Source organism: Bradyrhizobium macuxiense (assembly GCF_001542415.1).
In the GTDB taxonomy this organism is placed as follows: Bacteria; Pseudomonadota; Alphaproteobacteria; order Rhizobiales; family Xanthobacteraceae; genus Bradyrhizobium; species Bradyrhizobium macuxiense.
Map to the genome: position 1 here is coordinate 62,700 of NZ_LNCU01000132.1, position 20,942 is coordinate 83,641.

Annotated in this window: 18 protein-coding genes; 11 read left to right on the top strand and 7 right to left on the bottom strand. The window is 64.0% G+C overall.

The genetic code is table 11. The annotated features are described in order from the left end of the window. The first annotated feature begins 119 nt into the window (after positions 1-119). Positions 120-1,202 (top strand): isocitrate/isopropylmalate dehydrogenase family protein, encoded by a 1,083-nt coding sequence (locus AS156_RS39970; protein ID WP_066516222.1) that lies wholly within the window; start codon positions 120-122, stop codon positions 1,200-1,202. Between the two features lie 34 nt (positions 1,203-1,236). Here the strand turns inward: AS156_RS39970 and AS156_RS41625 are convergent, their stop codons facing one another. The 3 genes from AS156_RS41625 to AS156_RS39985 all read right to left on the bottom strand — a co-directional run bounded on the left by AS156_RS41625 (position 1,237) and on the right by AS156_RS39985 (position 4,000). Next, complete coding sequence (locus AS156_RS41625) at positions 1,237-1,611, bottom strand: hypothetical protein (RefSeq protein ID WP_347336664.1); 375 nt, start codon at positions 1,609-1,611, stop codon at positions 1,237-1,239. 226 nt (positions 1,612-1,837) lie between these two features. Further along, the gene (locus AS156_RS39980; protein ID WP_066516230.1) at positions 1,838-3,169 is read right to left on the bottom strand and encodes a L,D-transpeptidase family protein; all 1,332 of its coding nucleotides are present in this window, start codon (positions 3,167-3,169) and stop codon (positions 1,838-1,840) included. Positions 3,170-3,604: 435 nt separating this feature from the next. Beyond that, positions 3,605-4,000: a helix-turn-helix domain-containing protein gene (locus AS156_RS39985; RefSeq protein ID WP_094194089.1), complete on the bottom strand. Its 396-nt coding sequence runs from the start codon at positions 3,998-4,000 to the stop codon at positions 3,605-3,607. Between the two features lie 556 nt (positions 4,001-4,556). Between AS156_RS39985 and AS156_RS39990 the strand changes: the two genes are divergently transcribed. Further along, entirely contained in the window at positions 4,557-4,883 is a 327-nt protein-coding gene (locus AS156_RS39990) for a hypothetical protein (protein ID WP_136626658.1), read from the top strand. A 98-nt stretch (positions 4,884-4,981) separates the two neighbouring features. Here the strand turns inward: AS156_RS39990 and AS156_RS39995 are convergent, their stop codons facing one another. Together AS156_RS39995 and AS156_RS40000 are read right to left on the bottom strand one after the other, a co-directional pair. Next, entirely contained in the window at positions 4,982-6,301 is a 1,320-nt protein-coding gene (locus AS156_RS39995) for a dicarboxylate/amino acid:cation symporter (RefSeq protein ID WP_066516232.1), read from the bottom strand. 215 nt (positions 6,302-6,516) lie between these two features. Further along, positions 6,517-7,791, bottom strand: a complete 1,275-nt coding sequence (locus AS156_RS40000) for a serine hydrolase domain-containing protein (RefSeq protein ID WP_066516235.1) — start codon at positions 7,789-7,791, stop codon at positions 6,517-6,519. A 145-nt stretch (positions 7,792-7,936) separates the two neighbouring features. Here AS156_RS40000 and AS156_RS40005 point away from each other — a divergent pair, with 145 nt between their 5' ends. From AS156_RS40005 to AS156_RS40020, 4 genes are all read left to right on the top strand, one after another. Beyond that, on the top strand, positions 7,937-8,851 hold the full coding sequence (locus AS156_RS40005) for an intradiol ring-cleavage dioxygenase (RefSeq protein WP_066516237.1): 915 nt from the start codon (positions 7,937-7,939) through the stop codon (positions 8,849-8,851). A 318-nt stretch (positions 8,852-9,169) separates the two neighbouring features. Continuing rightward, positions 9,170-9,367 carry a hypothetical protein gene (locus AS156_RS40010; RefSeq protein ID WP_066516241.1) on the top strand — a complete coding sequence of 66 codons (198 nt, stop codon included), beginning with the start codon at positions 9,170-9,172 and terminating at the stop codon, positions 9,365-9,367. 56 nt (positions 9,368-9,423) lie between these two features. After that, positions 9,424-9,837 (top strand): globin family protein, encoded by a 414-nt coding sequence (locus AS156_RS40015; RefSeq protein ID WP_066516294.1) that lies wholly within the window; start codon positions 9,424-9,426, stop codon positions 9,835-9,837. 222 nt (positions 9,838-10,059) lie between these two features. Further along, the gene (locus tag AS156_RS40020) at positions 10,060-10,959 is read left to right on the top strand and encodes an SMP-30/gluconolactonase/LRE family protein (RefSeq protein WP_201456193.1); all 900 of its coding nucleotides are present in this window, start codon (positions 10,060-10,062) and stop codon (positions 10,957-10,959) included. On the opposite strand, the gene AS156_RS45855 is transcribed toward AS156_RS40020, so the two are convergent. After that, positions 10,899-11,459: a glutamine amidotransferase-related protein gene (locus AS156_RS45855; RefSeq protein ID WP_347336665.1), complete on the bottom strand. Its 561-nt coding sequence runs from the start codon at positions 11,457-11,459 to the stop codon at positions 10,899-10,901. The genes AS156_RS40020 and AS156_RS45855 overlap by 61 nt on opposite strands. Between AS156_RS45855 and AS156_RS45545 the strand changes: the two genes are divergently transcribed. Continuing rightward, complete coding sequence (locus AS156_RS45545; protein WP_245313279.1) at positions 11,382-11,615, top strand: hypothetical protein; 234 nt, start codon at positions 11,382-11,384, stop codon at positions 11,613-11,615. The two genes, AS156_RS45855 and AS156_RS45545, sit on opposite strands and share 78 nt — an antisense overlap. Before the next feature lie 88 nt (positions 11,616-11,703). Here the strand turns inward: AS156_RS45545 and AS156_RS40030 are convergent, their stop codons facing one another. Next, the gene (locus AS156_RS40030; RefSeq protein WP_066516295.1) at positions 11,704-12,789 is read right to left on the bottom strand and encodes a substrate-binding domain-containing protein; all 1,086 of its coding nucleotides are present in this window, start codon (positions 12,787-12,789) and stop codon (positions 11,704-11,706) included. A 117-nt stretch (positions 12,790-12,906) separates the two neighbouring features. Between AS156_RS40030 and AS156_RS40035 the strand changes: the two genes are divergently transcribed. The 4 genes from AS156_RS40035 (at position 12,907) to AS156_RS40050 (ending at position 20,917) form a co-directional block, all read left to right on the top strand. Next, entirely contained in the window at positions 12,907-14,391 is a 1,485-nt protein-coding gene (locus tag AS156_RS40035; protein WP_066516296.1) for an aldehyde dehydrogenase family protein, read from the top strand. A 252-nt stretch (positions 14,392-14,643) separates the two neighbouring features. Further along, the coding region (locus tag AS156_RS40040) for an aldo/keto reductase (protein ID WP_245313276.1) at positions 14,644-15,470 on the top strand (827 nt) is incomplete at its 3' end. 412 nt (positions 15,471-15,882) lie between these two features. Then, positions 15,883-16,824 carry a DMT family transporter gene (locus AS156_RS40045; RefSeq protein ID WP_066516299.1) on the top strand — a complete coding sequence of 314 codons (942 nt, stop codon included), beginning with the start codon at positions 15,883-15,885 and terminating at the stop codon, positions 16,822-16,824. Positions 16,825-17,146: 322 nt separating this feature from the next. Next, positions 17,147-20,917, top strand: a complete 3,771-nt coding sequence (locus AS156_RS40050; RefSeq protein WP_066516250.1) for an autotransporter domain-containing protein — start codon at positions 17,147-17,149, stop codon at positions 20,915-20,917. Positions 20,918-20,942 lie beyond the last annotated feature (25 nt).

A 20,942-nucleotide genomic window follows, 5' to 3' on the forward strand; every position in this document is an offset into this window, starting at 1 on the left:
CATTACGAGGAGCGAAGCGACGAAGCAATCCGTATCTCCGCAAGCGGCGGCATGGATTGCTTCGCTTCGCTCGCAATGACGACAGACACCGTCTCGTCTCAGGCTCCCGGAGACTCCCCATGTCCGCCAACAACGCACTCCACATCGCCGTCCTCGGCGGCGACGGCATCGGTCCGGAGGTGATGGCTCCGGCGCTCGAGATCCTGCGCAGGATCGAGGCGACGACCGATCTGAAATTCCGCTTCACCGAGGCGCCGGCCGGCGCGAGCCATTACAAGGAAACCGGCAAGTCGATGCCGGACAGCACGATCAGACTGTGCGAGGAGGCCGACGCGATCCTGCTCGGCGCCTGCGGGCTGCCGTCGGTGCGCTATCCTGATAATACCGAGATCGCGCCGCAGATCGAACTGCGCATGATCTTCGATCTCTATGCCGGCGTGCGCCCGGCGCGGCTGATCCCGGGTGTGCGGAGCACGATCGTCGGCGCCGACGAGAAGGGCGTCGACCTCGTCGTGATCAGGGAATCCACTGAGGGCCTGTTCGCCTCGATGGGCAAGGGCGTCGTCACCGACAGCGAGGCGCGCGAGACCATGGTGATCACGCGCCGGACCTCGGAACGGCTGTTCGACTTCTCGTTCCGGCTCGCCGAACGCCGCAAGGCGCGCGGCAAGGCCAATGGCGGGCTGACCTGCGTCGACAAGGCGAACGTGTTCAAGGCGTTCGCATTCTTCCGCGAGATCTTCGACGAGTCCGCGAAGCGCCACCCCAACGTCAAGGCCGACCACCTCTATATCGACGCAGCCGCGGCCATGCTGGTGAAACGTCCGTGGGATTTCGACGTGATGGTCACGGAAAACATGTTCGGCGACATCCTGTCCGATCTCACCGCCGGCCTGATCGGCGGCATGGGCATGGCGCCGTCGGCCGATATCGGCGATCGCTACGCCGTGTTCCAGCCGTGCCACGGCACCGCGCCCGACATCATGGGGCAGGGCAAGGCCAATCCGACCGCGATGATCCTCTCGGTTGCGATGATGCTGGACTGGCTCGCCGACAAGCATGGTCTCGAGAGTGCTGCGGAAGCCGGCGAGCGCATCGAACGTGCGGTCGACAAGGTCTATGCCGAGGGCATCAAGCCGTTCGAGTTCGGCGGCAGCAATGGCACCGCCGATGTCGCGAAGGCAGTGCTGGCGGCGCTATAGAAGGAAGAGGGGGCCGAAGCCCCCTCGTCGACGGCTAGCGGCGATGCCCGCCGTGGTGTCCGCCGCCGTGATGTCCACCATGATGCCCGCCGTGGCGATGTCCGCCGTGATAGCGCGGACCGGGATGATGGGGGCGGTGGTAATGCGGACGATGATGCCAGCCGTGATGACGCGGTCCGTAATAGCCGTATCCCGGGCGCCAGTGGCAGCGGCCGTAGGGATCGCAAGCATAACGCACCTGGTCGATATGAGATGATTCGCCTGCGATGCGGTTGGCCTGCGGCAGCCCGTTCGGCAACGCGGAGGCGGAGCCGGACACCAGGGCGGCGCTTCCCAAAGCGGCCAATCCAAAAATGGCAAGCTTGATATTCATTGAGTTCTCCTTCGTTGAAGCTTTGAAAACGTCCATGCGGCTGCTCGGTTGCTGCGACAAAAAGACGAGCCTGTGCATTTGGTTTACGAGGGCAGGTTCAACGCGGAGATTGCGGAGTTCTGAGGTCGCGCTGCATTGCGGGCGACAATTGGCCGCGCGACAGAATGGCGACACGCGAACGGCTCGACGCGTGTTCGGTTCTGAATAGATCAGAACCGAAGCTCCAGACTCTTATCTTGAGCCGTTATCTTCGCGCGAACGCTTACTGCGCGAGATGCGCGGTCAGCGGATGGTCTGCGGCCTTGTTGAAGAAGGCGGCTTCCTCGGCGGTGGCTTCGAGGAGCTGCTGATCCTGGTCGTAGACGTCGTTGCGGAATTGGATGGTGCGGTCCTTCGTCATCCACGCCGTGAGGTAGATCCAGGCCACCGGGACCTTCTTCAGCATGCGGATCTCCTGGCGCTGTCCGGCGGCGATCGCCGCATCGATGGCGGGGCGGGTCCATTGCGGCTGGTCCTTGAGCAGCCATGCTGCGAGGTCGCGGACATTGTCGACACGCGAGCAGCCATGCGAGTTGAAGCGGTAGTCGTCGCTGAACAGGCTGCGCTGGTTGGTGTCGTGCATGTACACCGAATAGGAGTTAGGCATGTCTATCTTGACCGCGCCGAGCGCGTTCCAGGTGCCGCTCTGCTGGCGCACGGTGACGTTCGGCTCATGGCCGGCCGACCAATCCACCGAATGCGGATCGATCAGGTTGTCATGGGCGTCGAGCACGTCCATGTGCATGCGTGACAGATAGGTCGGATCCTTGCGCATATGCGCCGCGATCTCCGTCCTGACGATCGATGACGGCACCGTCCAGGTCGGGTTGACGATCACGCTCGTGATTTCGGACGTCAGCGTCGGCGAAGGCTTCTCGGTCTTGCCGACGATCACGCGATAGCGCCGCACCACCTTGTCGTCCTCGACGGCCTCGGCGAAGGTGGCCGGAATGTTGACGACGACGTAGCGCTGCCCGAACTGGAAATCCATCTGGGCAAGCCGCTCCTGCGACGCCTCGAGCTGCTTAATCCGCTTCTGGACGGGAACGTTGAGCGCAGCGAGCGTCCGTGGCGTCACCGAGCCCGTCGCCGCGAGACCGTGGCGGCCCTGGAAGTGCTTCACCGCTTCGGCGAGCGCCTCGTCATAGGCGCCGGTCGCCTTGTCGGCGGCGAGGTCGCCGGTGACTATCAGGCGCTTGCGCAAAAGATCGTCGTTGGCGCCCTTGACCCCCAACGCAAATTTCGCATCCGCTGAGATCGTCGGCCATCCGCCGCGGGCGGCGAGTTCGGAATAGCTCTGCACCGCCTCGCGAAGGCGTTGCGCGCTGCCCTGGTCGTAGGTCGGCTCGCGAGAGACCGCTAGCGCGGCAGCCGACCGCGCCTCCGCTGTCGGGGCCGATGCGGCCGGCTTGGCCTGGCTTGGCTGCGCGGTGGTCGGCACGGGCGCAGCATGATGAGTCGGCACCGCGGTCGAGCCCGGCGGGCCGGCAGTTTGGGCGAACGCCGGCAGAGTCGTCAGCATCGTGGCGATCGTGACGAAAGTCACTCTCAGCATATCGCGTGTCTCCGGAATGCGGCGCCAGCGTCGAAATGAGGAAGCACGGCCCCGGCCGGATGAACGGGGCGGCGCGTTCGTACGGATGCGATGGTCTATCGCAAGACCGTTGCGTCTTGATTAAGTTTTGGTTGCCGCTGCGTCCTGCGCAGGGAGAAGGCGATGCCGATCACCCTCAACCGGATCGGACCGGTCGCGCCGGCCGTCCGGGATGTCGATCGAGCCGAAGCGTTCTATCGGGACGTGCTGCGCGATAGCGATATCGCCGAAGGCACAAGAGCGGGCACAAGAAAAAAGCGCTGCCCGTCGCATGGCAGCGCTTCGATGGTCTCCCAGCCCAGCCTGCGGATCACCTGTTGCGGCGGCCGTTGCCGGCCGAACCGCTCAGGCTGGTCGATCGCGTCCGCGGCGCCGCGATCCGACGTGGAGTGCCGCTCAGTCTTCGTTGGCGGCGATCGATTCCATCAGCGACACCAGCTGACGCTGAACGGTCTGGTCCTTGATCTTGCTGTAGGCGCGCAGCAACCGGAGGCTGAACGCGCTGTCGAGGAACAGCAGGCTCTCGACTTCGCGGGCCTTGTTGTCACCGTCGTAGAAGAAGGTGACCGGCACATCGAGCGCGCTCGCGATCTGTTGAAGGCGGGCAGCGCCGACGCGGTTGACGCCCTTTTCGTACTTCTGGACCTGCTGAAAGCTGACGCCGAGCTTGTCGCCGAGTTCGGCTTGCGAAATCTTTTGCTCCACACGGCGCAGGCGAATCCGCTTGCCCAACTCGATGTCGGGTTTGCCGGCACTGCGCTGCTTCATCTTCTTTGCTGCTGATCTGTTCATTCTGGTGACCCGTCCTTCAATCGGGAAGCCCTGGCCCGGAGTAGGTCAGGGATTCGTCCATGATGTACCGCGTTAAGTTCGTGTGGATCGTCAGTTCGTCGTAAGAACTACGAAAATCCAAGAAGACCGCGGGATGGTATCCAAACGCATTCGCGCGTTGGAAGCACCCTATTACCGACGCGGCCGACTACCTGAAGTCGATCGCGCCAAGGTGTCTGTCGACACCCCGCCCTCTACATTTGGCAAAATATTGACCGAACCACAACTAGCGCGAGTTTGATCGACACAGATTTTGCGCGCATGCTTACTGAGGGCACAGACCACGTTGCCCGTATTTCTACGGGCGCAACTATTGTACGGGCATCGAAGACAGGATGCAACCCCTGCTGGTACAGCCGGAGGTTACAGATCCTGCTGTGATTGCTCGGACCGTGCGGGGTTCCAGCAAAAAGTTTGACGTAAGTGTAAGTCAGGCTTTCGGAATGTTGCTGGACAATTGCCCAAAAGTTCTTGATCATCTGGAACAGATGAACGCCTACCACAAGCCGGCGAATTCTTGCGGAAAGGCAATGAAGCGAAAGAGGCAGCGTCTCAACGCAACCTCATGGCTTCGGGAGTGGACGATATGCCGGTGGCAAATACGGAAGAACGGTTGCTAGCGCTGCTTGGGACCCTGGAAGAGTGCCAGGCGTTTCTGGTCGACAGGGCGAACGCGGAAACCGCGCGCTTGTTGTCGCTGGCCATCCTTGAGCTTCGGATGGAACTGCACAAGGTCACCGATTCCGAGCTGAAAGCCCTCTGCGACATGATGGCGTCGGAGGAACTGTTGCAGGAGCCGACGTCGGCTAGGCGGTTTCCGCCGTACCTGAAGCTCGTCAAGTAGACCTTCCAGACCTTCCTCCGATCGTCGGCGCGCAAGATCGCCATCTGCGCGCCTTGGTTATGCGCCCCGGAGGGGCGCCGATATGCAGGCCGCGTGCCTCAGCCCGCCGTCACATCCACCGTCTCGGTGCCGTCGAGCACGCGGCGGGCCTTGTCACGGTCAAGGTCGCCTTCCCAGGCCGCAACCACGACGGTCGCCACACAATTGCCGATCAGGTTGCCGACCGCGCGCGCCATACCGATGAACCAGTCGACGGAAAGTACCAGCACGAGGCCGATCGCGGGAATGCTCGGCACCGCGTTGAGCGTTGCCGACAGGATGACGATCGCCGAGCCCGGCACGCCATGTGCGCCTTTCGAAGTGATCAGCGATACGCCGAGCACCAGCAGGAGATCGCCGAATGACAGCGGCGTGTTGGTCGCCTGCGCGATGAACACGACAGCCAGCGTAAGGTAGATCGAGAAGGCGTCAAGGTTGAAGGAATAGCCGGTCGGGATCACGAGGCCGACCACGGAATCCTTGACGCCGAGCCGTTCCAGCTTGCGCATGGCCTGCGGCAGCACCGCGTCGGAGGATGCGGTCGCAAGCACGATCATCAATTCCTCGCGCAGGTAGGAGAGGAATTTGAGTATGTTTACGCCGACGAGCGCCATCACCGCGCCGAGCACGCCGAGCACGAAGATCGCGACCGCGACATAGAACAGCGCGACCAGCGACAGCAGCTGCTTCAGCGAGCCGACGCCGTATTTGCCGACGGTGTAGGCGACCGCGCCGAGCACGCCGATCGGCGCAAACCGCACGATCAGGCCCATGGCGCGGAACAGCACCGTCGAGACCGCATCGATGAAGGAGGAGATCCTCTCGCCCTTTTCGCCGCCGACCAGAGCCAGGCTGACGCCGAAGATGATGGCGAAGAACAGCACCTGCAGCACGTCGTTGCGCGACAGCGCATCGAAGGAGGTGGTCGGAATGATGTTGAGCAGGAAGCTGCCGATGCCTTCGCCCTTCAGCTTCTGCGCATTGCCGGCATAGCCGCCGAGTGCCTTGGGATCCAGCGTTGACGTGTCGATGTTCATGCCGTGGCCGGGCCCAAACAGATAGGCCAGCAGCAGGCCGACCACGAGCGCGATCGTCGTCATCGCCTCGAAATAGACCAGCGCCTTGACGCCGACGCGCCCGACCTTCTTCAGGTCGCCGGCGCCCGCGATTCCGTGCACCACCACGCAGAACACGATCGGCGCCACGATCATCGAGATCAGCTTCAGGAAGGCGTCGCTGAAGATCTTCAGCCCGATCGCGAAATCGGGAGCGGCCATGCCGATGATGATGCCGAGCACGAGCGCGGCCAGCACCTGAACGAACAACGATGAGTAAAGCGGCTTGCGCGTCTCGGCGACTGCGGCTGCGATGGTCGACATGACTTCCCCCCTTGATCTCGGCCGGCCCGAACCCGCTCCATCTTAGCAACTTGCGTGCCAGAATGTCGCATGATCTGGCCGCGGCCGACCTCTCAGGCGCGGCGGCGGGCCGGATCGCAGGTGCGGACCCTGAGCGGCGGCTGACGCCGCAGGTCAGCCGCCGCGGGATTCGAGCGCGGCGGTCACGGGGGCACGCGCCGCGGAAGAGCGTGGTCTTAGAGATTGCTTTCGGTGATCGCCGCGTAGACCATCGTGCGCACCTCGCGCCGCAGCGGGTAGGCGCTCGACGGCAGCACCTGCGTCATGAAGATGGTGATCAGCTCTTCGGCCGGATCGATGAAGAACGAGGTGGTCGCTGCGCCGCCCCAGTTGATTTCGCCGGGGCTTCCGGCAATCATTGTCTGGGCCGGGTTCATCGTGACGGCAAAACCGAGACCGAAGCCAATGCCGTTATAGGCCGCCTCGCTGAACATCGAGCGTGACATCGCCGGCAGGTCGACGCCGCCGGGCAGGTGGTTCGAGGCCATCAGCTTCAGCGTCTTCGGGCCGAGCAGGCGGACGCCGCCGAGCTCGCCGCCATTGATCACGGCCCGGCAGAAGGTGAGGTAGTCGGCCGAAGTCGAGCACAGCCCGCCGCCGCCGGAGATCAGCGATGGCGGCGACAGGAACGAACTCGTGGCGGGGTCGTCCTGCAGCGTCAGCGTGCCCTTGCGCTCGGCGGCGAGCGGGTTGAAGCCGCCCTGCGGGTCGGCCGAATAGCAGGCGGCCAGGCGATGCGCCTTCTCGGCCGGCACGAAGAAGTCGGTGTCGTTCATGCCGAGCGGCTTGAAGATGCGCTCCTTGAGGAATTGCTCGAACGGCATCCCTGAAATCTTGCCGATAAGATAGCCGAGCACGTCGGTGGAGACGGAGTAATTCCAGGCCTCGCCCGGCGAGAACTCCAGCGGGATCTTCGCCAGGTCCGCGATCATGCCGTCGAGCGTGCCGGCCTTGATGACCTCGCCGATCTTCTTCTCGCGATAGGCCGCATCCACATTGGAGCGCTGCTGGAAGCCGTAAGTCAGGCCCGAGGTGTGGCGCAGCAGGTCGACGATCAGCATCGGCCGCGACGGCGGGCGGGTGAGGAAAGCCGGTGCCGTGCCGGCGACGAAGACGCCGAGGTTCTTCCATTCCGGAATATATTTGGCGACCGGCTCGTCGATCGCAACGCGGCCTTCCTCGACCAGCATCATGAAAGCGACCGAGGTGATCGGCTTGGTCATCGAATAGATGCGGAAGATGGTATCGTCCTTGACCGGCACCTTGCGCTCGAGATCGGCAAAACCCTGGACCGTGGAATGGACGACCTTGCCGCGGCGGTAGATCAGGAGCTGCGTGCCGGGAAAGCGGCCGGACTCGATGTAGCGGGTCTTCAGATGCGCTTCGAGGCGGTTGAGCGCGGCGGTCGACATTCCTGCGGATTCGGGGGAGGCGAGGGTAGGGACTGACATCAGGCTCTTCTCCGGCTGGCGAGGCAGCCTTGATAGCCGAAAAGTGTCCCCGGCACCAATCGGCCGCCGCTTACCCGCGCACGCCCGGTGGTGTACGCTTGCGCCTGCAATCGCGCCCTCGAGGGGACCAAAGGGAAACGCCGAGATGACCCAGTTCAACGACACCGAGCTCACTGCCGCCGTCATCCGCAGCTTCGACGAGACGCCCAATCCGCGGGTCAAGTTCCTGCTGCAGGAACTGGTCAAGTCGCTGCACGACTATGTGCGCAAGACCGATCTCACCTTCGAGGAGTGGGACTACGCGATCGATTTCCTCACCCGCACCGGTCACAAGTGCACCGACATCCGTCAGGAGTTCATCCTGCTGTCCGACGTGCTCGGCGTATCGATGCTGGTCGATGCGGTCAACCACCGCGATCGCGACGGCGCCACCGAGACCACGGTGCTCGGCCCGTTCTATGTCGGCGAGCACAGGGAGACGCCGCATGGCACCGACATCTCCGCGAGCCTGCCCGGCGAGCGGATGTTCGTGAAAAGCCGTGTCACCGACCTCAAGGGCAAGCCGCTGGCCAACGTACCGGTCGATGTCTGGCACGCGGATGACGACGGCTATTATGATTCACAGAAGCCAAGCTACGCCACCGAAGGCCCGTCGTCGCGTGCGCGCTTCATCACCGATGCCGACGGCCGTTTCCATTTCCGCACCATCCTGCCGTGCAGCTATCCGATCCCGACCGACGGCCCGGTCGGGCAGATGATCACGCAGACCAACCGTCACCCGATGCGGCCCGCGCATGTGCACTTCCTGGTCAACGCGAAGGGCTACGAGCCGCTGATCACGCATGTCTTCATCGAAGGCGACAAGTACATCGACTCCGACGTCGTGTTCGGCGTGAAGGACGAGCTGATCGCCAAGGTCGAGAAGCGCACCGACGCGGTGATGCCGGACGGCAAACCGTCGGATGGTCCGTGGCACCTGATGACCTACGAATTCCACGTCAAGCCGGGCGGTGGCCTCGCGCCCGCGCCGCTCGGCACCAAGGTCACAGAAGACGCCTGATCGATCGGTTGCATGCTTAATTCTTGTGCGTCGCATAAGGGATTGAGCGAATCGCAAAATTTGAAAGCGGGCCGCGCGCGGTGGCGGCCTGCGACATAGTTCGTATCTCATTCTCCGTCCCGGCGTTTCTGCACTGCAGCGATTTGGCACGCGGCTTGAATAGTTAGCTGTCGACGCCATCGACGCCGTCCCTTGAGACCACTCATCCGAATTGTGCCGCCGTAACCGGGCCACCCCGGAACGCGCCCGCACGCGTGAGCGCGGCAGCACCAGACGGACGGCCATCCTCAGCACAGACGCAGAGGGACGAGACTGCCCATGACCAAGCGCAACGACCGAAGTTCAGGCCGCGCCGGCGCGTTTGCGCAAGGGGCAGGTTTGGAAGTGAAGGGCGCCAAGCTCGGCTTGATCGCGTTGACTGATGCACCGCCGCTGCTTGCTTGCAGCTATCTCAAGTGCCGGCAGCGCGTGCTCGAATTCCTTTACGAGCGCCACCGCTTCGTTGAAGCCGCGTAACCCCTTCACCCCACCGCAATGGCGCGGCGCGGGAAGCAGCGTGCATGGAGGCACACATGACACCCGACCAGGTCAAGCTCGTCCAGGAGTCTTTTGCGAAGGTGGCACCGATCTCGGAGCAGGCCGCGATGATCTTCTATGAGCGGCTGTTCGAGGTTGCCCCGGCGGTGAAGGCGATGTTTCCGGCTGACATGACCGAGCAGCGCAAGAAGCTGATGGCGACGCTCGCCGTCGTCGTCAACGGCTTGAGCAATATGTCGTCCGTGCTTCCCGCCGCGAGCGCGCTCGCCAAGCGCCATGTCGGCTATGGGGCGAAGCCCGAGCACTATCCCGTGGTCGGCGGCGCGCTGCTGTGGACGTTGGAGAAGGGGCTGGGCGAAGCCTGGAGGCCCGACGTCGCCGCCGCCTACGGCACGCTGTCTGGCTACATGATCTCGGAGGCGTACGGCGGCGCGCAGGCGGCGGAATAGGGTTTTGCTTTGAGCTCCGCTAGTGATCAGCGGAGCACCAAGATCCGTCCGCGTCATTGCGAGCCAACGGGTCGCGCGAATGCGCGCCCGATGACAGGCTCCGCGAAGCAATCCATACCTCCACATGCTGAGAGGTGGATTGCTTCGTCGCTATCGCTCCTCGCAATGACGCCTGGAACGCTCTATGGTCCACCCCGTTCTGCCAACGGGTGAACCAAGAAAATGATGTATCTGGAAACACCGCCAAAACTGATCCCGACCGAGATCTTCTCTGCCGTCCCATCCGAGTTCCGTCGCAAGGTGTCGACCGAATGGGCCGATGCGAACCGGCCGGGCGCAATGACCGACTGTTTCATCGAGGGACCGTCGTTCGACGCATCGGGCAATCTCTACATCGTCGACATCCCGTTCGGGCGCATCTTCCGGATCGCGCCGGACAAGACCTGGTCGCAGGTCGCGGAATATGACGGCTGGCCCAACGGGCTGAAGATCGACTCCAAGGGCCGCATCCTGATCGCCGATTACCGCCATGGCCTGATGGAGCTCGACGCCAAAGCGGGCAAGGTCGCGCCGCTGCTGCGCTCGCGCAATTCGGAATCGTTCCGCGGCTGCAACGACCTGCACATCGCGTCGAACGGCGATATCTATTTCACCGACCAGGGCCAGACCGGCCTGCACGATCCGACCGGCCGCGTCTATCGCTTGCGGACCGATGGGCAGCTCGATTGCCTGATCGACACCGGCATCAGCCCGAACGGCCTGGTGCTCGACCCGCACGAGGCGGTGCTGTTCGTCGCGATGACGCGCGACAACGCGGTCTGGCGCGCGCCGTTCATGAAGGACGGCAGCGTCTCCAAGGTCGGGCGCTTCTGCTCGCTGTTCGGCCCGAGCGGACCCGACGGCATGACGATGGATCGCGCAGGACGGCTGTTCGTCGCGCATGCCTCGCTCGGCCACGTCTTCGTGTTCGCGCCCAACGGCGAATGCATCGCGCGGATCAAGTCCTGCGCCGGACCAAGCTGCACCAATGTCGCGATCGGCGGCACGAAGGGCGACCGGCTCTACATCACGGAGTCGGTGACGGGATCGGTGCTGGTGGCCGACATTAGCGGGCTCGGCTGATGATCATGCACCCGCGCCGGAACGAAGCACGCTGTCGGCCGGCGCGATGGTGAGAAGCCAGTCGCTGAACACCTGCTCGGCTTGCGCCGCGACGGGCCTGGCAAGCGCCTGCGTTGCCGCGCGCAGTTCGGGGATCGAGACCTTCGCTGCCGCCAGCTCGACGGCGTGGCCGACATACCATTCCTCGAGCTGCCGTGGATCGGCCTCGAGATGGAATTGCAGCGCCAGTGCGCTGCGGCCCCAGGCGAAGGCCTGGTTCTCGTAATTGGCGTTCGAGGCCAGCCGCACGGCATCGCCGTCAGCTCGATCGGTCCCCAGCCGATCTCCTTGACGCCCCCGGGGAACACGCGGCCGCCGAGGGCCTGTGCCATCAACTGCGCTCCGAGGCAGATGCCGAGCGTCGGCTTTTCGCGGCGCAGCCGGTGCTCCAGCAGCGCGATCTCGGTGGTGAGGAACGGATATTTGTCCGTCTCATACACCCCGATCGGGCCGCCCAGCACGATCAGGAGATCGGCATCCCTGATCGCGCGATCAGTGAGGTCGCCGACCGGTGCATCGCAGAACGACACGCTCCAGCCCGCGCGTTCCATGATCGGGGCGAGCAGCCCCAGATCCTCGAACGCCACATGGCGAATGGCAATGGCGGAGCGGCGTGATCGCATTTGATACGTCCAGTCTTTTCGTTATATAGTATGGAATATAGCGCCGGATCCGGACGAGTCCAGCCGCCGGGATCGTACCGGATCAGTGACCGGAATGCATCTTCTCGAGAAACTCCTTCACGCCGCTGACGGCGCCGGTCTTCGATGCCACATAGCCGGGCAGGGCGCCTACGGCCTTGTGAAACCCGCCGCTCTTCATGATGTCGAGCACGCGCCGCATCGGCTCGGTCTCCAGGAAGGCACGTTTGCAGACGAAGAAATAATCCTCCGTGAGCAGCCGGATGAAATCGAGGCCGAACTGCCGCGCCGCCGCCTCGACGCCGAAGCTCGCATCCGCCATGCCGCTCGCGACATAGGCGGCAACCGCGGCATGGGTGAATTCCATGTGCTGCGCGCCGTTGATCCTGCCTTGCGGGATCCGGTGCAGCGCCAGCAACTGGTCGAACAGCAGCCGCGTGCCGGAATCGTGATCGCGGTTGACGAAGCGGGCCTTGCGGTCGACCAGATCCTTCAGCGTGGTGATCTTCAGCGGGTTGCCGCGCTTGACCATCAAGCCCATCTCTCGCGTGACGAAATTGATCACGCGGTCCTCGCGCGGATCGAGCCATTCCCGGCAGGCCTTGATGCCCTGCGCGCGCAGTTCACCGCGCGGCAGGTGGACGCCGGAGAGATCGCAGGCGCCCTGCGCCAGCGAGACCAGCGAATTCTGGTTGGAGACATAGCGCAGATCGACGCCCATGCCGCTCTCGCGATCGAGGAATTCGCGCAGCTTGGAGACCGCGAAACCGTGGCTGGCATGGACGCGGATCACCGACGGCCGCTGCTGCAGGAACGGCTTGATCTCGGTGACCAGTTCCTGCGCGAGGTTCTCGAGCTGCAGGCCGAGCCGCGCCTGCATGCGTTCGCCGGCCCACACCAGTTTCTCGCCGAATGGCGTCAGCTTCGAGCCCCTGCCGCGCTGCGTCTCCACCAGCGGCACGCCGAAGAATTCGGACCATTGCTCGATCAGGTTCCAGACATGGCGATACGACAGATGCGCGTCGCTCGCCGCGCTGGTGATCTTCCCGGTCTTCCTGATCTCGTTGAGGATGCCGAGCATGACGACCACGGTCTGCGGGCTGTTCTCTTTCCGAAATCGCCAGACGGTCTCGATCTCAATCTGCAGCATCTTGGTTTCCATTTATGAAGTTAACTTCATATATTGGCATGCCAATAGGTACAAGATATCATATTTACTGCCGACCGCAGCTTCTTACGTTCAAGGATAACGTCAGGAGGCAATATGATGTCAGTTGCATATGAATATGGATACGATGCGCGCCGGGCCCCGACTGTCCGGGACGAGCTGCTGCTGATCGACGGCGCCCGCGTCCGCTCGCTGTCCGGCCGTTCCTTCAAGTCTCTCAACCCGGCGACCGAGCAGGTGATCGCGACGATCGCTGAAGGCAATGAGGCGGACGTCGATCGCGCGGTCGCCGCCGCCCGCCGCGCCTTCGAAGGGCCGTGGCGCTCCATGCGCGCCGCCGAGCGCGGTCACATTCTCCTGAAGTGGGCTGAGCTGCTGAAGCGGCACGCCGACGAGATCACGGCGCTCGAGAGCCTCGATGCCGGCAAGCCGATGTCGGCGGTGCGGCGGCAGGATTTTCCGGCGGCGATCGATACGCTGATCTATTACGCCGGATGGGCCGACAAGATCGGCGGCGAGGTGGTGTCCGCGCGCGACGACGCGCTGACCTACACGGTGCGCGAGCCGGTCGGCGTGGTTGCGGCGATCGTGCCGTGGAATTTCCCGCTGATGATCGGGATGTGGAAGCTCGCGCCCGCGCTTGCCTGCGGTTGCACGGTGGTGATGAAGCCCGCCGAGCTGACGTCGCTGTCGGCGCTGCGGATCGGCGAGCTTGCGCTTGAGGCGGGCCTGCCGAAGGGCGTGCTCAACATCGTGACCGGCCCCGGCCGCACTGTCGGTGAAGCGCTGGTCAATCATCCCGACGTCGACAAGGTGACGTTCACCGGCTCGCCCGGCGTCGGCCGCGGCATCGTGAAGGGCGCCGCGAGCAACTTCAAACGCGTCTCGCTCGAGCTCGGCGGCAAGTCCGCCAACGTGATCTTCGACGATGCCGATCTCGAAGCCGCAGCCAAGGCCGCGGCCGCCGGCATCTTCTTCAATGCCGGGCAGGTCTGCTCGGCCGGCTCGCGCGTGCTGGTGCAGGAGAAGGCCTATGACGAGGTGGTGGAACGCCTCGTCGCCCGCGCCGAGGCCCTTCGCATCGGCGATCCGGCGGACCGCGCGACGGCGCTGGGGCCGGTGATCTCGGAGAAGCAGATGCGCTCGATCCTCGACTATGTCGACATCGGCAGACAAGAGGGCGCGCGGCTTGCGACAGGGGGACAGCGCGTCGGCGACCGTGGCTATTTCATCAGCCCGGCCGTGTTCGCAGATGTCGAGCACGAGATGCGTATCTCGCAGGAGGAGATCTTCGGTCCCGTCGTGAGCGTGATCAAGTTCAAGGACGAGGCCGATGCGCTGCGGATCGCCAACGGCACCGCCTACAGCCTCGCCGCCGGCGTCTGGAGCGCCGACATCGGCCGCGTGCAGCGTTTTGCCAGGAAGGCGCGCGCCGGCACGGTGTGGATCAACACCTATGGCTACACCGATGTGCGGCTGCCATGGGGCGGCGAGCGCGACTCCGGCCTCGGCCGCGAGCACGGCACCGCGGCGATCGACAATTTCACCGAGCCCAAGGCGGTGTGGATGAATCTGAACGTGTGACAGTTGTCGATTTTGCACTAGCGCTGCAACACACTCCGCCGTCGTCCCGGGCTTGACCCGGGACCCATAACCACAGCCGTTAGCTGTTGTGCGACGCTATGGCCTCAGCCGAACGCAACAATGTAGTCCGGTGGTTATGGGTCCCTGCTCCCGTGCGCAATTGCGCACTAGGCAGGGACGACATCGTGAGAGGACATCGTCTCACGCTTCCTCTATGGTCGACGCCGAGTTCCAAAGACAAACGAGGCGATCGTGCAGACAAAAGCATTCGGCAGAGGCGGCCCGCAGGTCTCGGTGATCGGGCAGGGCACCTGGTATCTCGATCGCGGTGACCGCAAGGCGGCCGTCGCCGCGCTCACGCGCGGCATCGATGCCGGCATGACGCATATCGACACAGCGGAGATGTATGGTGACGCCGAACTCGTGATTGCGGATGCGATTGCCGGCCGGCGCGACGAGCTGTTCCTGGTCTCGAAGGTGCTGCCGAGCAACGCCTCGCGGCGCGGCACCATCACCGCCTGCGAGCGTTCGCTGAAGCGGCTGAAGACCGACCGGCTCGACTGCTATCTGCTGCATTGGCGCGGATCCTATCCGCTGGCCGACACCGTCGCGGCCTTCGACGATCTGATCGCCGCCGGCAAGATCCGCTCCTGGGGCGTCAGCAATTTTGACGCCGACGATCTCGACGAACTGCTCGATGTCACGGGTGAGGGCAAGATCGCCTGCAACCAGGTGCTCTACCATCTGCAGGAGCGAGCGATCGAACACGCCGTGATTCCGTGGTGCGAGCAGCATGGCGTTGCCGTGGTCGCCTACTCGCCGTTTGGTCATAACGATTTTCCCTCTCCATCGAGCAAAGGCGGTGCGGTGCTGCATTCGATCGCGCAGGCGCACAAGGCAACGCCGCGCCAGGTCGCGCTGAGCTTCCTCACCCGCAATCCATCCGTGCTCGCGATTCCGAAGGCGTCGAGCGCGGACCACGCGGCGGAGAATGCCGCGGCAGGAAACCTGAAGCTCAGCGACGGTGAGATCGCCGCGCTCGACAAGGCGTTTCCGCGCGGGCCGAAGCCGCGCGGCCTNCTGCCGATGCTCTGAGCATTAGCTTCGGCTCACCTCTCCCTTGGGTGAGGTCGACGCGTGGCGTCGGGTGAGGGGGTACGGTCACTCGTTGGAGCTGCGGCCCCTCACCCGATTTGCTGCGCAAATCGACCTCTCCCAAGGGAGAGGTGAGCCGAAGCTGTAGTCTACCTAAATCACTTCGCGATGCTCATCTCCGCCGCACACAGTCCTTAACAAACTGTTGTAGTCGCGACCGCTCGTGGCCTGTGGCAGGCCGCCGCGCGCGTTGGCGCATAACGGCGTCCCGTTTTCAGGCATTGTCCTTGTCGCGGAATTGGCGTTTTGTGGCACTCAGCAGATTCGCTTTATTTTGCCTCCGAGATTGCCGTGACGCCGCCCCCCGCCGCAGCCGCCAGGCTGGACAGCGCCTTATTGCCATTGCCCGAAAAGAAGCTGGTCGCGAAGACGCCCGCGCGCACCGATCGGCCATTCAAAGGCATCGCGCTGATCCTGCTGTCGACGGTGTTTCTGGGCACCTCCGACGTCACTGCGAAATATCTCTCATCGACGCTGCCTTCGATCGAGATCGCCTGGATCCGCTTTCTGGTGTTCGCGCTGATCATGACGCCGGCGATGTTGCCGGGCACGCCGCTGTTTGCGCTGCAGACCCGTCGCCCCGGGCTGCATGTGCTGCGCGGGGCCGCGCTGCTCGGCTCCTCGCTGATCTTCATCACCGGCTTAGGTTTCCTGCCGATCGCGGAAGCCTCGGCCACCAGCTTCGTGTCGCCGCTGTTCGTCACGGCGCTGTCGATCGCTTTCCTTGGCGAGAAGGTCGGCATGCGCCGCTGGATCGCGACCGCGGTCGGTCTGGTCGGTGTGTTCATCATCCTGCGGCCGGGCACCAGCGCGTTCCATCCCGCTGCGATCTTTCCGATCGTCTCGGCACTGGCCTGGGCGATCACGCTGATCCTGACGCGGATGATGAGTGGCGGCGAGCGACCGGTCACCGTGATGACCTATTCGTCGATTGTCGGCGTCGCGATCGTCAGCGCGCTGGTGCCGTTCGTCTGGGTCGCGCCGACCTGGCACGACATCATGTTCGGCATCCTGATCGGCGTTGCGTCCACCGCCGGACAGTGGATCGTGGTGCTCGCGTTCCGTTATGGCGACGCCTCGGTGCTCGCGCCGTTCTCCTACACGCAACTGCTGTGGGTCAGCATCCTCGGCTTCCTGATCTTCGGTGAAGTACCTGATACCTGGACCATCGTCGGCGCCGCCTTCATCGTCGCCTCCGGTCTCTACACCGCACATCGCGAGCGCATCCGCCGCTCGCAATTGCTCGCCGTGACCGGCGAGCCGTCACCGAACGCCTGATTGCGGGGTCAGCCGCGTGGGAATCGCGACAATTGGCACTGAAGGACTCATAGGCGCGTGATCAGCGCGGTGCGCGCCCCTGCGACAATCTTACACAGATTGCGAAGCCTGCTTCCGCTAACGTTGCGCGGGCGCAACAGCCGCCCCGAAAAGACTCCGTTTTCCGCGTTCGCGCAAGAAATCACAGCGCGACTCCCAAGCCCCCTGGGACGCACATGCTAGGTTGCGCACTTTAGCGCCGCAGAGCGCGTAGGGGCATTGGGGCTGGAAAGTGCGTTTTCATTTGTCGTTTCGAGGCCGGTCGCGCCGAGGCGTCACGGTATTGCCGTTCTGTGTTTTCGTCGCCGCAAGCCTGCTTCCAGCGTGCTCAGCACAAGCTCAGTTCTACACCTGGGGTGGCTCCGGCAGCACGACCGCGACGTCTGACTACAACATTGGGAGCAACTGGTCCAATCCGCCAGCCGGCGCGCCGCCGGTGACGAATGGTCAGGGAGCAATCTTCGATGCGACGGGATCGGCTACGATCAACGTCGCCAGCCCGGTTACGCCCTATTCCTGGACGTTCACCGCGAACTCGCAATCCTACACAGTGAGCGGAGCGGACATCAACTTCGGCTCGGCGGCGTGGGGCATCTTCAACCAGGCCAATGCGCTGCAGACGATTTCGATCGCCAACAACATCGGCCAAACGGCTCCCGTCGCCCAGGTGAGGCAACTCGGTGCGAGCACGCTCATCCTGTCCGGCAACAACTCCTACAGCGGCGGCACGCTGATCTCGGCCGGCACGGTGCAGGTCACGAACAACAATTCGGTCGGTTCGGGTGTCGTGACCCTTGATGGCGGCGCCTTTCAGGCCAATGGCGCCAGCAACCTGACCTTCACCAACGGATTCGATGTCAACGCACCGGGCGGCGTCGTCGACAACAGGGGCACGGTGCTGACTCTCTCGGGCGTCATTGGCAACGGCAACGCCACCACCGGCGTGCTCCAATTGACGGACACCGTCGGTGGCGGCCACACGGCGCTGTCCGGCGTCAACACCTTCACCGGCGGCACGCTGGTCGCCGGTACGACCGTCGTCGTCAGCAACAATAGCTCAGTCGGCACAGGCACCGTCACGCTCGACAATGCCTCGTTCCAGGCCGACGGCCTCGGCAACCTCGCCTTCAGCAACAATTTCAGGATCAACACGTCGCTGATCGGCAGTGCGATCGACGCCAATGGCGTGACGCTCACGATCGCCGGCACCATCGCCGACGGCAACGGTGCAGGTAAGCTGACGGTGCTGGATAATTCAGGTGGCCTCGGCCGCGTGGTGTTGCTCGGCACGAACACTTACACCGGCGGCACCACGATCTGTGATTGCGCGATCTTGCAACTCGGCGACGCTACCCACGCTGCTTCGATCGTCGGCGAGATCAACGTCGACGGCAAGTTCGACATCGTCAATGCCAACACGTCCGGCATCACCAAGATCGTCAACGATGGCTTCAACGGGATCGCCACCACGACGTTTCACAATGCGACGACGGCGTCGACGGCGACGATCGTCAACCAGAATTTCGGCATCACCGAGTTTCGCGACAGCAGCACCGCGGGCAATGCGCTCGTCAGCACCATCAATGGTGCTCTGACGATCTTCCGCGACACCAGTTCAGCCGGCAGCGCCACCTTCAACATCAGCAATGGCGGCACCTTGGTGTTTGGCGATGCGCTTGGCCCTCCTGGCGGCTCGGACACCAGCACGGCCGGCCAGGCCGTGATCCACAATCATGATGGCGCCGGCACAGTGTTCCTGGGGCACACCAACGCGGGCCGGGCCAACATCACCAACGGCGACAATGGCGGCGGGACGCTGTTCTTCGAGTTCTCATCGGCCGCGTCCGCAATGATCACGACGACGGCCACCGGCTTTACCAACTTCTACCAGAACAGCACCGCGGCGAACGCGACGATCGACAACAGCGGCCTTACCTATTTCGGCACGTCCGGCCTTAGCCCGATGGAGGCGCCGACCGCAGGTAACGCGACGATCACCAACCGCTCCGGCGGCACGCTGGTCTTTGATTCCCACGCGACGGCCGGCAACGCCACGATCACCACCGAGAGCGGGGCAGGCGTCACGTTCCTCAGCAATTCGACCGGCGGCACCGCGCAGTTCATCACCCTGGGCACCGGCTATGTGGACTTCGGCGGCAGCCTCGGGCCCAACGGTGATGGCCGCATCACCGCAGGCTCGATCGCGGGCTCGGGCACCTACTACATCGGTGCCGGCAATACGCTCAGCGTCGGCGGCAACAATCTCTCGACCAATGTCAGTGGCGTGATCGCCGATTTCGATCCCTGTGGTTGCGGATCGACCGGGCCAGGAAGTCTGGAGAAGACCGGCAGCGGCACGCTTACCTTGTCCGGTGCGAACAGCTATACCGGTACCACCACGGTCAATGGCGGCATTCTGCAGGTCGACGGCTCGATCGCTTCGTCGAGACTCACCACGGTGCATGCCGGTGGCGCGCTCTCCGGCACTGGCACCGTCGGCAACACGACGATTGCAGGCGGTGGTATCCTGCTGCCGGGCGGTACGACGCCTGGCACGTTCCTGAACGTGGCGGGCAATCTCGCCTTCCAGTCCGGCGCGCTGTATCTCGTCGGACTGAATTCGACCGCGTCGACATCAGCCAAGGTGGCCGGCAGCGCGGCGCTGGCGGGATCGGTTGGCGTCGGCGTCGCCGACGGCAGCTCGATCGCCAAGCAATACACCATCCTGTCGGCGGCCGGTGGCCGCAGCGGCACGTTTGCGGGCGTCGATTCAACCGGGATGCCGTCGAACCTCGTCGCAACGCTCGGCTATGACGCCAACAACGCCTATTTGAATTTTGCGCTCGATTACGGTGCGAGATCGCAACTCAACGTCAACCAGCAGAACGTCGCCACCACGCTGCAGAACTTCTTCAACGCCAATGGCAGCATCAGCGCGATCTTCGCGGGCCTCTCGCCGAACGGCCTGACGCAGGCCTCGGGCGAGAGCGCAACCGGATCGCAGCAGGCGACGTTCAACGCGATGGGCCTGTTCCTCGGCCTGCTGACTGATCCGTTCGTCGCCGGGCGCGACGGCGGCCTTGGCGGCAATGCCGGGGCGACACCTTTTGCGGACGAGGCTGGCGCGATGTCCTATGCCGCGGCGAGCAAGGGCCCGCGCGATGCGTTGGCCGCGATCTACGCCAAAGCACCGGCACCGCAACTCGACTTCGACCAGCGCTGGAGCGTCTGGGCGGCCGGCTATGGCGGCTCGCAGACCACCAGCGGGAACGCCGCGCTGGGCTCGAACAACACGACGAGCAGCGTCTACGGCACCGCGGTCGGCGCCGACTACCGGGTCTCACCGAATACGCTTGCCGGCTTTGCGCTCGCTGGTGGCGGCACCAGTTTCAGTGTCAACGGTCTCGGCTATGGCCGCTCCGATCTGTTCCAGGCCGGCGCGTTCGTCCGCCATAATGTGGGCCCGGCCTATCTGAGCGCCGCACTGGCCTATGGCTGGCAGGACGTCACCACTGATCGCATCGTCACCGCTGCTGGTGTCGATCACCTGCGCGCCGCGTTCAACGCTAATGCCTGGTCGGGCCGGTTCGAAGGCGGCTATCGCTACGCGATGCCGTGGATCGGGATCACGCCCTATGCCGCCGCGCAGTTCACGACATTCGAGCTGCCGAACTATGCCGAGGCTGTGGTTTCGGGCGCGAGCACGTTCGCACTGAATTATGCGGCCAAGAGCGTGACCGACACGCGCAGCGAGTTCGGCCTGCGCACCGACAAATCGTTCGCGATCGACGGCGGCATCGTGACGCTGCGCGGCCGCGTCGCCTGGGCGCACGATTTCAATCCGGATCGCAGCGCCGCGGCCGTGTTCCAGACGCTGCCGGGCGCCGCCTTCGTGGTCAACGGCGCGGTGCAGGCGCGCGATTCGGCGCTGACCACGGCGTCCGCAGAGGTCAAATGGCGCAACGGCTGGTCGGCGGCAGCCACCTTCGAAGGCGAATTTTCCAACGTGACGCAATCCTACGCCGGCAAGGGTGTTATGCGCTATTCGTGGTGATCCTCCGTGCTATAGCGTCTTCAAG